Below are 15429 nucleotides of genomic sequence, written 5' to 3' on the forward strand. Positions count from 1 at the left end.
CGTGACTATGTCGGGGCACCGGACTTCTCGCAAACGGGTCGTTAATTTTGTCACAGGAAGGTGATGAAAATTTCGGCCTGTCAGCGCGTAATGAAGTGCCGTTACATATTCTGAAAACGTCGACAGGAGACGACCATAGCTAGACCACCAATGCAGGCCGCACCTACCCGTGAAGGGCCCCGTGTTAACGAGGAAATCCGAGTTCCTCAGGTGCGCTTGATTGACGCCGATGGCGAGATGGCTGGCGTCATGACGACACGCGATGCTCTTGCGCGCGCTTATTCGGTCGGACTCGACCTTCTGGAGATCAGCCCGACGGCTGAGCCCCCTGTCGTCAAGATTCTTGACTACGGCAAGTTCAAATACGAGCAGCAGAAGAAGAAGAACGAAGCGCGCAAAAAGCAGAAGGTTATCGAGATCAAGGAAGTCAAGGTGCGTCCCAGCACCAACGAGAATGACTACCAGGTCAAGCTGCGCGCCATGAATGCCTTCCTTGCCGAAGGCGACAAGGTCAAGGTGTCTCTCCGCTTCAAAGGCCGCGAGATGGCCCATCAGGAGCTCGGGATCAAGATGCTCGAACGCATCCGCACCGAGATGGAAGACAAGGCCAAGGTAGAGCAGATGCCCAAGCTCGAGAATCGCCAGATGATCATGGTTCTCGCACCGCGCTGATCCGACCGTTTTTTCCGAGAAGACTGCTTTCGAAGACCCCGGCTTTGCCGGGGTTTTTTCGTTTGAGGGCGTACGATAACCCTGCTCGGCTTTTCTCTGATCACGCTCATTGTCGATTCTCGTACTGTCGGAGACGATCGATCTCCGAAAACGGTCGAAGCGGCGTTAGTGGCGCCATTTCTTGTCTATGAAGACAAATATTGTTTTTCCCCGTTGCACCTGATCTGTTTCGCGCGCGCTGGAAATACGCAGGGATTTGGGGATTTCAGCCTGTTATCAGGGGCGGAGACCGATAGGAATTACACAATAAAACTTTTTGTAGATTAAGAACTGGTCGCAAGCATGCGCCGGGAGCCGTCAATTTACAGCTCATTATTCACCATAGATCACGCGATCCGGGCCAGATCTTAACGTAGTTTGACATCTATAGGACGGATATGCCGTTGAACACGTAATTATTCATATTTTGGGCATTACCGATTGGGATAATTGCTCGTAACCTTGATCCAGGTCAAAATAAATTCTTAGAACTTCTCGATGTTGTTCTGTAATGGCTATGTATATTAACCTCACGATTTGGTGAGATTTTTGTCCAGGAATTAAGAGAATTTAAATGCGAGGGGTGCAGACTGATTCGCATAAGACGTTTAGAGTTGCTTTAACGAGGTAAGAAGGTCGTATTAACGATGGGCACGAATAATACCGGTTCTTCGACTAATATCTACTCTGATCCAAGTGTAGATGGTCCCAACCTTCCGATGAATACCCAGCAGGTAGTGAACGGCCAGATCGTTTATAACGATACATTGTCGGATCTTGACGGAGAAACGTCACCAGACTGGGCTGTCATTCAATGGAACAATCAGTCAGCTTTCAATCCGCTCGCAGGTGATGAGTCCCGTGTATGGGATAACCAGTTCGGATATTCGGTAGGGCACTGGACCACCGGGTCGACGACCTCTGCCGAGGGTAAAACCAGCTACAATGTCTTCCGCGATGCTGATAACGGACATTACATCTATCAGATGGCGGCGCAGGGCGGGAGATTGCTCGATGTGCAGCTCTCTGCGGTAAAAGCGATCGACGGTCAGTATTCTTTCAATCATCAGATCACGGCGTCGTTCAAGCAAGGCATCAGCAACTACTCAGGATCGACCGGAACCTATCAGGCCGGTATCAATTTCACGATCAACTTTCATAGCGCGACAATGAGTTTCGGCTTGTTCCTGCAATTCGAAACCGTCGATTACAAGGGGGCTCCAGAGGCCTATGTGTATCTGCCCAAGTCTCTGGGTGGTTCGATCTACAATGTCTCCGGTTCCCAGGCAGCTTATATCGATCCGACAAATGCCGCGAATAACGGGGTGATGTACAATACGACGATCGATCTCAATCAGGGCCTGATGGCCGCGATCAAGTCGATTGTCGGTCTCTATCCCAATCTCGCTGGCGAAGTCGAAAACCTCAGTAACTGGTATCTCAGTGGCACCTATATCGGTGTTGAATCGACCGGGACGGGTCAGACAACCGATGTAACGGGCAACTACAATGTCGAAGACCCTACGATCACTTACGATACCTCCAGCACTGTTTCCTACGCCGATCGGTCCAGCACCGCTCCGATCGTTTCGATGACATCCGGTACGTCCAACAGCTCGCACGTCGCAAATGAGGTCACCATGCCCAATCTGATCGTCAAAGGTGTCAACAACACCGTCTATGTTCCTTACAGCTCGACGGATACGGCTGGCATGATGGCCAAGACCTATGCCTCCAGCCTACAGACCCTGATTGCTGCCGGCTCGCTCGACAACACGATCCTCTCTGCGGGATCGAACAGCTTCGTGTCGTCGCAGAAGGCATCGCAGGCAATCGTGGATACAGCCGGGAGCTACGGTGTTTCCGGCAATTACTCGAATATTGTTGTGGGCTCGACCGACACCAGCACGCTTAATGGTTCGGTTACGCTCGATACGACGCAGAACTCAGCAAGCTATCTGAATATCCTGTCGGGCAATGAATTCGGTACGACAGTAAAAGTCGGGAATAGCTCGGGAAGCTTTGCTGCCACACAGGGTAACAATGCGTTCAACGCCTCGAGCTCCAACGGCAACTGGAATATTGCTACCGGATCGGGAAACGATACGATCTACGGGGCGCAGGGCACCAACACCATCACGGGTGGCACGGGCAATAATACTCTCTATCTCGGTGGATCGAACAATTTTGTCAATTCTGTTGGTCATGACACAATTTATGGTGCTGCTGGCGCGATAGACACGGTCTCGCTTCAGGGCGGCAGCTCGACCGCCTATCTGAAAACCAATGCTGCTGTGATGGATTTCTCAAGCGGGAACAACATCACGGTAGGCGATAACAGCACTGTTTACGGCGGGACGTCCTCCATCGTTAATGTCAGCTCAGGTTCGGCAACGGTGACCGGCACGCAGGGCGACACAATCTCGGCTGCTGGCAATCTGCAGGTCATCCATGGAAGCAATCAGTCGATCAGCGTCAGCGGCGCGCTTTCTTTCATTTCCGGCACGGGGCAGACGAATATATCCGCAGGGAGCGGAACGATTTTCGGTGCTGATGGCCTGACTGCCACGCTGCGCTCCTCTTCGCGAATGCTTTTCACGGCAAACCAGCCCTATACAACCGGCAATCAGACGATTGACGGACGTAATGTGGCGGGCGGCCTCGCTGCCTGGACCGGAGCTGGACAGCAGACCGTAATCGGTGGAACAGCTTCCGATCAGTTCTACTTCGGCACGGCGTTTACAGGCACTTCTGACTCATCGGCCTCGGCTACAGTTACAGGTGGATCGGGTGCTGGAAATCTGTTCGGTATGCTTGCCAATCACACAGCAGGTAATTTCACAATCACCGACTTCCGCGCGGCCGATAACAAGTTCTTCCTGTACAATTACAAGCCTACGAATGCGACGGCTGCAGCACAGAATATCCTCAACACGGCGACGGTATCGGGGGGGAACACCTCGGTGATGATCGATGGGACGGCCAAGATCACGTTCCTTGGTGTTACCGATCTCAAGACTTCGGATTTCACGATCAGCTGACAGCCTGCTGTTCGTTTCATGAATGTATTCGGACGCTCCTTATCGATAACGGTCAGGAGCGTTTGCTGTTTAAGAGGTCTTCAAGACGGCGATAGAAGGCTCAAGCAGAATTTTCCGACGTGTTTTGCAGATCGGACGATTGTGCCCGTTTTGATCAGGTGAGTGTCTGCTTCAGGAACTCACGCAAAACCAGAGCATGATTATGAACTTCGTCATGTGCTGCGTAAACGAGCGTAATTTTTCCTGAACGAGCGAGGTGCAGCAGGGTACAAAGGTCATCATTGCCACGCTGGAGTTCATCCAGATATCTTTCTTGGAAAACTACCCATTTTGCCGGATCATGGGCGAACCATTTCCGCAGATCGGTACTCGGCGCTACATTTTTGAGCCACAGCGCGATTTGCAGATCGGCTTTTCGTACGCCTCTCGGCCAAAGCCGGTCGACCAGAATTCTGGTGCCATCGCTTTTGTCTGGCGTGTCATACGCCCGTTTGAGAGAAATTTCAGCCAGTAATTTCTGCATTGCCATGCCCTTTTTCTCTGAAGTTATCTGTTTGCAGCAGGCGGGGTAAAGCATTCAGGCGACGTTCGGACAGATGCGATCGAAAACGAGCGTGCATAGAAATCAAGGAAGATGCTGGGAGACATGCTGAAGGCCGTGTCACCACAGGCGCCGGTGCGTCGTTGCTTGCTGCCTGAAGTGGGAGTCGGGCGGTGAAAAAACGGATCCACCGATCCTGTCGCGTTTGGCGACGGGTAGGTCTGGCTGGCTGGGCGCTGTGATGTCTACCCAACACGACGGAAGCCCCATTTCCGGTGGACTCATTATTATTTCAGAACGCGTCGATGCGGCCAGAGGGTCCGGCATCCGTGCTGCCCGAATGGCGGCGCAATGCGCTTTCAGCTGAAGTCTCATCGCATTCGAACGGTGCAAGCCATTCGCGCTGTGCTCAGGCACATATGAGAGAGCGCTTCTGCAGAGAACAGCACTGCGCGCTCTAGGCGTGATCATTTCGTAATGGAAGGGGTTCGTGGCGGAGAGAGTGGGATTCGAATCGGTTCCGATTCGTTTTTTCTCCAAGTCACAAACTTGAAAAACGGCTGAAAACTGCGGTTTTCACAAAACCCTTCAAGTGGGTATGGGGTGGGATTGTGGAGAAAGGTTATGGGGAAATCAAGAGGTCTTTTTTGATGGTGCGGATTCTATCGAGTGCCCAGAAATGATGACCTCAAGGCGCCTCAATCTTAGGGGGCTGTAACCCTCTGTATGGTTCTAAGGGCGACCCCATACTCCTTGGCTAACGCAGTCCCGGTCTCTTCTCCGTAGCGCCTGCGGATAGCTTCCTGGGCTTGTCTGCTGAGCTTGGGTTTCCTGCCCATTTTGATGCCACTCTCCATGGCTCTCTTCCTGCCAGATTGGGTGCGGTCAATGATGAGCGCGCGTTCGAACTCGGCAAAGGAGGCAAGGAGGTTCATCGTCAGGCTTCCCATCATGTCATCCCTGATGGTGCCAACCCCTTGGATGGTTATGGCGATACCCTGCTGTCTGAGATTCTGGAGGACGGTCAGGATGTCGAGGGTGGACCTTCCGAGCCTGTCGAGCTTCATGACAACCAGCTCGTCACCTGTCTGGAGCTTCTTCAGCAATTTCGCGAATTGTGGTCTGTCATCAGATTTCACGGCGCCGGAAATCTTTTCCTTGAAGATGTTGGCCCTTGGGACACCCAAGGCCATCAAGGCGTCTTCCTGTTCCTGTAAATCCTGTCCTAAAGTCGATACTCTGCAATAGCCATATTTCATATAATTCCCCTTATAGTTTTGGCGGGGATTTATGGCAGTTCATTTTTGGCTGTTTTCTGCGGTTTTATAATACCGCCATATTTCCCAATATATGACTATACCATACGAAGTGAGGATTTTTTCACAGGACAAAAATATATATAACTAATAAATCATATCCTCAGTGCGCCAAAATGATACGGCACATGATACACCTAATTATTTCTAGGCGATCGCAGGCCGTCCATTCCTCCTGTCCCGGCTTCGAGAGCGACTCTCAATTTGGATAAGAGCGCCGACAGGGGCTCAGGCAGGATTCGCTATGAGGCTATCCCACAGCATGACTGCGTCACGGGACACCTCCACTGCGATCAAACGCTCACGAATCGTTGCTGCTGCAAGCTTAGCGGCCTCCGGTGTCGGCAGAGTTGCCCAAAACAGACAGTTATTAACAAGCTGCTCCCACCCATAGAACAATGTCATCGAGAACCCGTATCCTTCACCCAATTCCCGTACTTTATTAGGATCCACAAACGCTTGTTCGTTCGACACCATTACTACAGCGGCCTCGCGGATACCGCGCTCGACACATGTGCGTCCGAAGATCGCAATGTCGGAGAACGGTACAGGCTTGTCCCTAATCTCAAAGGACTTCTCCCAACCAAGTCTTTCTTCTGAGGCAAGGATTACAACGTCGCCTGCATAGTGCCGAGAGGGATCATTGATACGTCCACTTTCAACTCGGTCTTCACCGTAAAGCACATCTAGAAGTCCTGCGGCAACCGCTTGCGCGCGGCGTCCGCCTTCCGAAGCAGCCCCTACTAGCCGTTGTATTGCGTCTAGCAGTTGTTCGAGTGACAGGCTCGCGTCATCGCCAGCGTCGTCATACCTGCGTTGGTATTTTCGGCGCACGGCGATGAACGCTCGGAGCGCCTGCCTTGCTTGCGCAGGCGTTGATGCCGCTAGTTCGTGGATAAGCTCAATCATTAAGTTGAAGACTTGTCTGCCTGCCCCGTGTACCGGGGTCTTGTCACCAAGGAAGGTCATCCTAAAATACGGCTGATTATTCAAAGGTTGTTTGCCGGAAACTCCTATGGAGAACCCCAATTCGGCGGAAAGCGGAACGACTACCTTCTCACTAAGTGTACGCGCTGAGTAGGCGTTGGGCAGTTCTTTGTAGAGATTCGGTTTAATATAAAAGAGGTCTGCCTTGGCATCTACTGCACGCGCAAGCATGGATGTTGCGAGAAAAGCAATGTGGGTCTCAGGCGCCCCAGCAGCGCACATTTCCGATACCCGTTCCACCTTCCTGACCCAGTCTCGATCCAAGGGTGCACTTATTGCGTTGTCTGCTTCGGTACGAAGAATTGCGTCTGCTATTTTCTTGTCAATCTTCATTTTTCTCGCCTTCCGTCGAGAAAGCGGGGGCCATTTCGAGTAGATCGCCTGGAGTGCATTCGAGCGCTCGGCAGAGTTTTCCGATGGTTGCGAGTGTCGCGTTGTAAGTGGCTCTAGAGCCAAGTGACTGGAGCGTGGCTACGGAAATCCCACTCGCTGCCGCTAACGCTTCATAGGTCATTCTGCGGCCTGTTCGAGACGCGTACGCGTCTAAAACTTCCCTGAGACGCATGCGGATTTGCACATCTTGTATTGACAATACAATTTCCCACTTCTATTGTCCTCGAATCGGGTCTTAGGATAAAGATTGGAGATCAGAGGGAAAGTGGTATGTTGAAAGCGATCAGTCTGTTCTCCGGAATCGGTGGCATAGATTTCGGATTTGAAGCAGCTGGGTTTCAGACACGAGTCGCTCTCGAATTCGATCGCCACTGTTGCAATACGATGCGTCTGAACCGCCCTATGTGGAAAATCATAGAGTCGGACATTAATCAGGTCTCATCACAGGAAATTCTTGATCAGGCCGGGTTGCGCGTGGGGGAGGCAGACGTCCTTTTCGGAGGCCCGCCTTGTCAACCATTCTCCAAGGCTGCCTATTGGGTGAAGGGTGAAACGAAGCGACTAGACGACGCACGGTCCGACACCCTTATCGGGTACCTTCGCGTTCTCCGGGACACTCAGCCGCGAACCTTTCTTCTCGAGAACGTCGGGGGCTTGGCTTACGCCGACAAGGACGAAGGTCTCCAGTATCTTCTTGAGGGCATCAAAAAGATCAACTGCGAAACTGGCACTCGATATGACGTCCATTGGAGAGTTTTGCGTTGCGCTGAATATGGCGTGCCCCAGCTACGTGAAAGAGCTTTTCTTGTTGGTTCCAAAGATGGGCGTCCGTTCCACTTTCCAGAACCAACACACAGCGTTTCAGCCTCTGAGGATCTATTAGCCACAGTGGAACCCTATCGGACCGCGTGGGACGCTATCGGCGATCTGCCGGAACCCGACGAGAAACAAGACCTACTAATTGGCGGACGTTGGGGTGAGTTGTTACCTACGATTCCAGAAGGCGAAAATTACTTGTGGCATACCGCTAGGAAAGGGGGAGAGCCACTATTTGGCTGGCGCACCAGATATTGGAGTTTCCTGCTTAAGCTGAGCAAGCGGTTACCATCTTGGACAGTGCAGGCACAGCCGGGATCCGCCATCGGCCCTTTCCACTGGGATAACCGCAGGCTGTCATTTACCGAATTGGCAAGGCTGCAGACATTTCCAGACGGCCTCTTGATAAGGAGCGGCCGTACCGAGATGCAGCGGATGCTTGGCAACGCCGTCCCTAGCTTGATGGCGGAGGTTCTTGCTCGAGAAATTAAACGGCAATTTCTAGATAAGACGGTCTCCGATAAGCCAACACTGTTGCCGCCACGGCGCCACGATGTGCCTGCTCCAGAAAAAGTAGCGCCTCTGCCAGTCCAATACCGTTCTTTGATTGGCGACCATAAGGCTCACAAGGGGACTGGCAAAGGTCCGGCTGCCATAGCGCGCGCGAAAAAGAAAACCCCCGCTACGGCGTGACGTGTGAAACTCGTTCAGATAAGTGATGGGCTGCACTACCGACGACGTTCGGTGTATTGCCTTCGTCATGGATGTCGGACGCCGTTGCTATCTTTGGAATGTGATCGCTACGAGATTGAAGGGAATATCCTCTTCTCACCTTCGAGGTGAAAATCTGGCATTTCGCTCCTCCCTTCACTAAGTCTCTGCTGTCCCAAAAACACCTGATTTGGGAATAGCCCATTTTTGCATGGCAGTGAGTCCGGTCATGCAATTATGGGACGGGGTTTGTGATACGGTTTTCAGGAGTTCATGGCTCGCCATGCGGTCATCTTGGAGACGTGCAGGAGCTTTGCAACCTCTCGTGCTGACAGCCCCTGCGCCTTGAGGCGTCTGGCCTGAGCGAGGTCTTCCTCTGGCAGGGAGGGACGCCTTCCCAGACGTGTTCCTCTGGCCTTCGCCGTCTCCAGCCCTGACAGCACTCGCTCACGAATGATGTTGCGCTCGAACTCTGCAAAGCCTGCGAGAAGCAACAGGAACAGCTTGCCTCCGGCGCCTGAGGTGTCGATGCCGAGATTGAGGATACGTACCGCTACGCCTCGCTTTTTCAGCACATCGATGAGCGTGAGGACGTCCAGAGCGTTACGTCCCAGCCTGTCCAGTTTGGCGACAATCAGCGTGTCTCCTGCATGAAGCTTTCGCACCAGTTTCCTGAGCGCCGGTCGCGTCTTCCACGACGTCGCGCCTGAGATGGTCTCGGTCACGATGCTGTCCTCGCTCACACCTTCACGGAGCAGGTCGCTCACCTGATTGTCTGTCTGTTGTCGCGATGTGCTTACCCTTGCATAGCCATATTTTCCCATATTCCCGTCCTGTCATTGCGGGACAGCTTTTCGGTACGTCTGAACCCGGTTTCGCCATCCTCCCATTATCGTAACAGAATCAGGTGTTTACGGGATATCCTGGGGGCAGATTCAGCACTGCACAGGGTGTGTGACAACCTCGTTCTCTCCGGAATGAGCGTCTGTTTTTCCCCTGTTTATCGGAGGGGATGCACCCGGCATGGATGTCGAGATTTTCGGTCGCAAGGTCTGGATTCACGGAATCCAGGGACGGGTCAGCGGTTTGCGGTCATGGACCGAGACCCACACCACAACCTCGGGAGGACAGGTCAGGGATTGCGGACCTGGCGGTCTTCAGGTGGATGCACCACGGGTCAATGTCCATACCACCCACCACCAGAGCTTCTGGGTCATTTCGCCCTCAGGCCGTGAGTGGCAGGGGAGGGGAAACTATCCCCTGCGGGAGGGGCAGGAAGTGCGTGTTCTCTGGGCGGGGCTCGATGGTCAAACCACAACGGGTCACGTCGTGATGCATAACCGGACGCTCCAGAAGTTCTGGACCAATCCGGTGGATTTACCTCGTGCGCTGACCTTCCATGGCATCAAGCGCCTGACCCTGAAATATCTCGCCGTGCTGGCTGTGGTGTTCGGCGTCTCCTTGTACTTCCCCCTCACATACAGCGATGCTGGTACTGGCGCCTTTTTCAAAGGTCTGTTCGCGTGTCTGGTTCTGGTCGCTATCGGCGCCATGCATCGCGCGCGGATGATACGGGACAATCAGAGCGAAGCGCTCTCCGTCATTCAAAAAGCCGTGGCGAATGACCCCGAGCTTCAACAGTCGCTTTCGGCCTGACGCACAGGGGCAGGCTCGGCAGGTCCGGCGCCTCGTGAGTCGTCTGCCTTCTGCCTGCACGTCCCGTCTTTTGCTCCTCCACGTCATAAGGAATGGCTTCCATGAGACCCTTCGGTTCTCTGCTCTCTGTACTCGTGCTCACGGGTCTCACCGCCTGCGCCTCGGCTGGTGATGCTTCGATGAAGAACCTCACGGCCACCGAGGTCGATAGCGCCATCCATGATGGTGTCACGACCGGCGATGAGGTCCAGCGTCGTTTTGGTGCGCCTTCGGAAATCTCTCAGGAGAACGGGGCCACCATCTGGAGCTACGCCTACACCTCTGGCCGTGAGGATGGTCTTTCCATGGCTCAGGAGGCAGTCGGCCTCAGCTTCATCGGCACACGGACCAATAATGAGAGCAAATCCCTCGACGTCACGCTGAGAAACAACATCGTCCAGTCCCATCGCTTCGCCGTCAAGCATATCAGCGGTGGTAGCGGGGTGAGACAATGACCATGAAACACGCTCTCGTCCTTCTTGCCCTGACGATGCCTGTCACGGCGCAGGCCCAGACCATGACCGAATGCATGCTGGCGCGTAATCAGGGCATGATAAGTCCAGCCTGTGGAAAACTGCTCGGTCTCTCAGACAGGTCAGCCCAGCCTCCCGAGGATAATGGCGGGGTGCATCTCAAACAGACGCTCTCCTACATGCCTCTGGGCAATCGTCTGGGGAATGCCAGCATCCTCGGCCTGTCTCTGGGCATGACGCAGGAGAAGGCCACGCAGATTCTCAGGAGCTGGTGCCTGCGTGACCCTAACATCGTGAACACGGCCATCTCCACCACCTACAAGGGCGCGCATGTCGAGACGCAGTTCTTCCCGAGGCAGATGCAATGCTCCAAAGGCGATGACACCATCGAGATAATGCTCTCTGCCCCTGTGATGGGGTCTGTGGTCACGCAGATAGAGCGGAATGTCTCCTTTGCTCCCGACAGCGCTCCGACCTTTGCAACATTGCAGGAAGAAGTCGCCGGGAAATATGGTCTGCACCTGCCAGCTCCCGGCCCCTATGGCGAAGCCAGTCGCCAGCTCTATGCGAATATGGCAGGTCAGGAAATCGAGGGAGTGATTCACGTTGTCTCGCCCCGAAGCGAGGATGTCTCGACCTATGACGTGCCGGGAGAGACAGGGCTGTTGCAGGTGCGTCTCCAGAGCGTATCAGGCAATCCGGCCAATATCGGTCATATCAGCTTCGACCTGCACGACATGCGGGCCGAACGCATGGTGGCGAGCGAATTGCTGAAGCAACTCAATGCGTCCGTCGACGCGAAACTCGGCAAGGCGTCATCGCTGAAGCCCGAGCTTTGACGTGGTCATCGGGGGGAATTATCCCCTCGGCTAACTTGCCCCTCACACAATACCCATGATGCCAGACAGGGACGGGCGGGTGTTGGCTGATGTTGGACGGGTTTGAGAAGGCGTATGGGAGGCGTTGCGTGGTCTGTTGCTTCCGCCTGTGCCTGACTGCACATCACGTGCCTCCATCGCCTCTCTGTCCGCCCTCTGGCGCAATGTGGTGACACGGGCCTTGGCAGAGAGAAGGTTGATGCGGGCCATCTGCATGACCTCGTTATCCTGCGTGTCTTTGAGATAGGCCAGAACCTCTTTCAGGGCCTGCTTCTCTCTCAGATAGTCCTTCACCTCAGGCAGGTTCATCCAGTCGCGGTGTCTGTGTTCGCGACTGCGGACAATCCAGTCTGCCATCCATTTCATCGCATATAAAAAATTGCTGTCATCGCTCATATCGAGCTTGCCGATATCGTGCCTGTGATAGCCCAGAGCCTCCAACGCCTCATCGAATACGGCTCTGGCCTTGCGGGCTTCTGCTCTGTGCCATGGCGTCCACAGGGTGACACGGGCCTCTGCCTCCAGCCAGTCCTGTCTCACTCCAGTCAGACGCTTCTCATGGCCAGCCCTGATATACGCTGTATCACGCGATTTCGGGTCGGGATGAGGCTCAGCAGGGAGATGGGACCAGCGGGACTGGAAGCTCTCTGTCAGCTCGGTCAGCAGGTCAGCAAAACGCTTCTGGTCATGGAGATGGTCGCGAAGTTGCTGTTCCTTTTCTGCCTGCGCTTCGTTGAAGTCGATAACGGCCTGAACTTCCGATTGTGTCATGCCCCTGGTGATACTGGCGCGTGTCTTGGGGGATGACGCAGGTATGGCTCCAGTCCCTGCGACACTCCTGGCGGTGGCGCCGGTTCTCAGGACAGGCCCTGATATTTTTCTCCTGCTTGCTGGTTCAAGGGTCGTGCTGACGGAATCCTCGAAAGGTTTGCGTGGGTCCGGTGAAGGTGTTCCATCCTCAACAGCAGAGGGGTCAACGGGGGTTTCCCCCTTGCCAGTTGGGTTTCGTGATGTGTCACGAGGGCCAGGGCTGGCTATATCTTCCTTACTTCCCTGACGTATCGCGCTCTGTTCAGGTGTTTCGTGGCCGAGAACGAAGGCGCTGAACTCTGATTTGCGAACACCCAGCAAGCGGGAGAGTGAGCCCACGATGACGCCCTGCTCGTCTTTCAGCAGCACCACGTTGGGCTTTTTGTCTCCCGCCATCAGGGACCAGCCTTGCGAAGATATCGCACTCTGGAAGGCTTGCCAGTCTGTGCTTCCGGCATAGAGGTCACGCAGGACATATTTGATGTCGAAGGGACTGGCTCCCTGTCTCTGAGTGCGTCTGGATTGCGGGTCCGAGAGGACGGAATTGGGCAAGGCCCCTTCAGAGAGCACCTGTAATCTCTCGCGATATTCTTCTGGCACAGCGTGATACACCGCTAGGTTGTGGCGTCCCTTGGTCAGCTCCAGCCCGTGCTTCAGCTCGAACAGACGAGCGATTTTCTCCTGTCTTTCGTAGCGGTGTGACACATCCAGAACCCGGCCTGTTTCTGCATTGGTTGTGCGGACCAGGATATGACAGTGGCGGTTATCGGCCTCGCCATCATGGCGTGTCTTGGTATGGATGACCGCAAGGGCAACATCGGACGCCCTGAACCCGAATTCCTGCGCCAGCATCGTGATGCAGTCTGCAAACTGTTCGGTCGTCAGTTTCTCGCGGGATGATATCTGAAAGTGCTGGACAGCATTGACACGATTGAAGGCTGTGGCATCCGCGATGCAATCATCGATATCCTGACGTCTACCTTTCCAGACATGGATGCGTTCATTGTCGCCGGTCTTCTCGACGAGATGATGATAAATGGCGCCGGAACCAGATGTGGTTTTGATGGGGTTGCTCTTGAGTATCATCGAACCCTCCCCAGCGCGCGATTAATGCGGGCTTTGAGGTCATCAAGCTCAGGAAGCTTGGAGGCGATCTCCACCTGTTCGCCAGTATTCAGACGTTTCGCAATCTGGTTGAGGTTATTCCCTATCGCTGACAGTTCCTGACGCAAGGCCAGAAGCTCCTCTGCAATCGAAGTCCCTCCTGCCAGTTCGTTCAGCAGAACCCTGCGACACCAGACAGACAGTCTGCGTGGTCCTGCGATACGTTTTAATCTCTCCTGTTCCTCCGGACTGATCCGGATATGCACTGTTTCAGTTTTCATGATGCCCCTCGCGCGCGTGAGTCATTGTAGCTTGAGGAGATGCAGGGGAGAGAAAATCTCCTGGTGGCGTTATTGAGGTTCCAGGGTGGGTCTGAAGTAACTGTATGTACAGATTTGAAAAAATGAGAGAGTTTGAAATCACCAAAAATAAATACTTGACAAGATACATCATATTGGCTATACGTCTTCTTGCCCCACAAGGGAGGGCGAACAGAAGGAACAATGACCCATTTAAAAGACATAATTAAACAACTCGAACTTACCGAAAAGAATGTAGTCGAGAGAGCGAAAGCCCTTGGAACGACAAGGCATATAGGCGATGCCTCTCTGTCAGTGACAGAAATCGAGCGCATTATTTCCCTCATCAGGGCAGACCTGAAGGGACAAGGGTTTACAACAGCAAAACGTGCGAATGCATATGCTGAAACTCTCAGAAAATCCGCATATCTAAGAGATGCGAACCCTGCTCATCTGCTGAGCTTCTTTGTGGATTCACAGATTCCGGCAAGTGAAGTCAGTGCATTTGGCTGGGAGCAGGAAGATAGCAATGCCGAGCTTAAGGGCTTTGGAAATGCGCTCTTTGTCGCGCTGGGATTGCTGGTTTTTCGTGATTGGGAGCGCTATCACGGGCATAGCCTGGATTGTGAAATCCAGTATGTGCAATGGTTCGCTCGCTTTGCGCCAGATGAGTTCAATGCAGGGGCGTCGATTGCCTTGCATGCCCATTTCGATCTCGGGTTCTCGCTCCTGGCAGAGATGAAGGGCAAAAAACCTCTCCCCTGGTCTTATGAAGGACAGGGAGGCCAGTCATGACCCATCATGAAATTGCTATGGCTCAACTGGATGTGGCCAGCAGATTTGTCGAGTGGAAGATTTCCGCTGTGGAGACTCGTCTGAAAGCCCTGCAAGAGCGGGGCGATGAGGAAGGAGCCCAGGTACTGGTGGACAGATTCTGGATGCTGAAGAATCGCCTCCAGAGTATCGAGGATGTCGTAACGGTTCTGGAGATCATACAGGAAATGGGAGGTATGCCATGATTAATTCAGACGCCTTCAATCATCTCCTGAAAATGGCTCGTGGCACCAGCCGTGGCGAAATGATCGCTCGCGATTTCCTGCTCTGGTGGTGGAATGAACAGCTTTTCGGGGTGTTCGATTTTCATCGTCTGGTTCACCTCGATGGTAAATCATTCAAGGCTGTTATGGATCTTTCGCGGGAGATCTTTTCATCGCCGACCACCTATCCCTCTGTAGGCTCCGAGGCTTACGGCGCTTTGCGCGAGCTTGTAGGCTGGGAGCTGGAACGTCGCAATCGCCTGAAGTCCTGATAGGAGGGCCCTCCTGCACCTCTCCCCAAAAGGACGGGTGCGGGAATTATTTCCCGCAGGCTGTTCAGGGATATACAATGCTTTGCATCCTCTCGGGGAGGAGGTTGCCCTCTGGAGCCCGTACATTCGCAAGGCAGACTGGAAGCTCGAACACCTTCTTGGTTCTTATATAAACAAGTTGGAACAGGACCAAAGCAAGAGGCTGTGTTTCCCTGCTTCGGCGCCTTTGAAATCGTGGAAACCCTGGGTGTGTTTGTCTCCCTGAAATCCTTTACCGCCCTGAAATGCAGGGTATGCAGGAGCATGGTTTGCAGTCTCTGGGTATCGGTTCCGGCATAATGCAAG

At 53.7% G+C, this 15429-nt stretch carries 16 protein-coding genes; 9 read left to right on the forward strand and 7 right to left on the reverse strand.

The annotated features are described in order from the left end of the window. The first annotated feature begins 150 nt into the window (after positions 1–150). Both infC and NF685_RS12815 read left to right on the forward strand, forming a co-directional pair. The gene (infC, locus tag NF685_RS12810) at positions 151–672 is read left to right on the forward strand and encodes a translation initiation factor IF-3 (protein ID WP_222546126.1); all 522 of its coding nucleotides are present in this window, start codon (positions 151–153) and stop codon (positions 670–672) included. 758 nt (positions 673–1430) lie between these two features. Next, positions 1431–3752 (forward strand): beta strand repeat-containing protein, encoded by a 2322-nt coding sequence (locus tag NF685_RS12815; protein ID WP_252849915.1) that lies wholly within the window; start codon positions 1431–1433, stop codon positions 3750–3752. Positions 3753–3906: 154 nt separating this feature from the next. On the opposite strand, the gene NF685_RS12820 is transcribed toward NF685_RS12815, so the two are convergent. The 4 genes from NF685_RS12820 to NF685_RS14365 all read right to left on the reverse strand — a co-directional run bounded on the left by NF685_RS12820 (position 3907) and on the right by NF685_RS14365 (position 7161). Further along, a complete protein-coding gene (locus tag NF685_RS12820) occupies positions 3907–4281 on the reverse strand; it encodes a DUF488 domain-containing protein (protein ID WP_252849916.1) in 375 nt (124 codons plus the stop codon). A 716-nt stretch (positions 4282–4997) separates the two neighbouring features. After that, positions 4998–5552, reverse strand: a complete 555-nt coding sequence (locus NF685_RS12825) for a recombinase family protein (protein ID WP_252849917.1) — start codon at positions 5550–5552, stop codon at positions 4998–5000. Between the two features lie 285 nt (positions 5553–5837). After that, the gene (locus NF685_RS12830) at positions 5838–6929 is read right to left on the reverse strand and encodes a restriction endonuclease, SacI family (RefSeq protein WP_252849918.1); all 1092 of its coding nucleotides are present in this window, start codon (positions 6927–6929) and stop codon (positions 5838–5840) included. Beyond that, complete coding sequence (locus tag NF685_RS14365) at positions 6919–7161, reverse strand: helix-turn-helix domain-containing protein (protein ID WP_353936381.1); 243 nt, start codon at positions 7159–7161, stop codon at positions 6919–6921. The genes NF685_RS12830 and NF685_RS14365 overlap by 11 nt, the downstream gene beginning before the upstream one ends. 98 nt (positions 7162–7259) lie before the next feature. Here NF685_RS14365 and NF685_RS12835 point away from each other — a divergent pair, with 98 nt between their 5' ends. Then, positions 7260–8498, forward strand: coding sequence for a DNA cytosine methyltransferase (locus tag NF685_RS12835; RefSeq protein WP_252849919.1), 1239 nt, complete (start codon positions 7260–7262; stop codon positions 8496–8498). A 281-nt stretch (positions 8499–8779) separates the two neighbouring features. Here NF685_RS12835 and NF685_RS12840 read toward each other — a convergent pair whose 3' ends face one another. Continuing rightward, complete coding sequence (locus NF685_RS12840; protein ID WP_264813760.1) at positions 8780–9340, reverse strand: recombinase family protein; 561 nt, start codon at positions 9338–9340, stop codon at positions 8780–8782. 199 nt (positions 9341–9539) lie between these two features. Between NF685_RS12840 and NF685_RS12845 the strand changes: the two genes are divergently transcribed. The 3 genes from NF685_RS12845 (at position 9540) to NF685_RS12855 (ending at position 11523) form a co-directional block, all read left to right on the forward strand. Further along, positions 9540–10172: a hypothetical protein gene (locus NF685_RS12845; RefSeq protein WP_252849921.1), complete on the forward strand. Its 633-nt coding sequence runs from the start codon at positions 9540–9542 to the stop codon at positions 10170–10172. Positions 10173–10273: 101 nt separating this feature from the next. Next, complete coding sequence (locus NF685_RS12850; protein WP_252849922.1) at positions 10274–10666, forward strand: hypothetical protein; 393 nt, start codon at positions 10274–10276, stop codon at positions 10664–10666. Next, entirely contained in the window at positions 10663–11523 is an 861-nt protein-coding gene (locus tag NF685_RS12855) for a hypothetical protein (protein ID WP_252849923.1), read from the forward strand. Before NF685_RS12850 ends, NF685_RS12855 begins: the two co-directional genes overlap by 4 nt. Positions 11524–11565: 42 nt before the next feature. On the opposite strand, the gene NF685_RS12860 is transcribed toward NF685_RS12855, so the two are convergent. Together NF685_RS12860 and mobC are read right to left on the reverse strand one after the other, a co-directional pair. Then, positions 11566–13458 (reverse strand): relaxase/mobilization nuclease domain-containing protein, encoded by a 1893-nt coding sequence (locus NF685_RS12860; protein ID WP_252849924.1) that lies wholly within the window; start codon positions 13456–13458, stop codon positions 11566–11568. Then, a complete protein-coding gene (gene mobC / locus NF685_RS12865) occupies positions 13455–13757 on the reverse strand; it encodes a plasmid mobilization relaxosome protein MobC (RefSeq protein ID WP_252849925.1) in 303 nt (100 codons plus the stop codon). The genes NF685_RS12860 and mobC overlap by 4 nt, the downstream gene beginning before the upstream one ends. A gap of 222 nt (positions 13758–13979) precedes the next feature. Between mobC and NF685_RS12870 the strand changes: the two genes are divergently transcribed. From NF685_RS12870 to NF685_RS12880, 3 genes are read left to right on the forward strand one after another with little or no spacing between them, the layout of a single operon-like run. Further along, a complete protein-coding gene (locus tag NF685_RS12870; protein WP_252849926.1) occupies positions 13980–14570 on the forward strand; it encodes a hypothetical protein in 591 nt (196 codons plus the stop codon). Beyond that, the gene (locus NF685_RS12875) at positions 14567–14794 is read left to right on the forward strand and encodes a hypothetical protein (protein ID WP_252849927.1); all 228 of its coding nucleotides are present in this window, start codon (positions 14567–14569) and stop codon (positions 14792–14794) included. Before NF685_RS12870 ends, NF685_RS12875 begins: the two co-directional genes overlap by 4 nt. Continuing rightward, positions 14791–15084 carry a DUF7673 family protein gene (locus NF685_RS12880; protein WP_252849928.1) on the forward strand — a complete coding sequence of 98 codons (294 nt, stop codon included), beginning with the start codon at positions 14791–14793 and terminating at the stop codon, positions 15082–15084. Before NF685_RS12875 ends, NF685_RS12880 begins: the two co-directional genes overlap by 4 nt. Positions 15085–15429: the final 345 nt, after the last annotated feature.

The sequence above is a fragment of the Asaia lannensis NBRC 102526 genome (assembly GCF_024054035.1).
Taxonomy (GTDB): domain Bacteria; phylum Pseudomonadota; class Alphaproteobacteria; order Acetobacterales; family Acetobacteraceae; genus Asaia; species Asaia lannensis.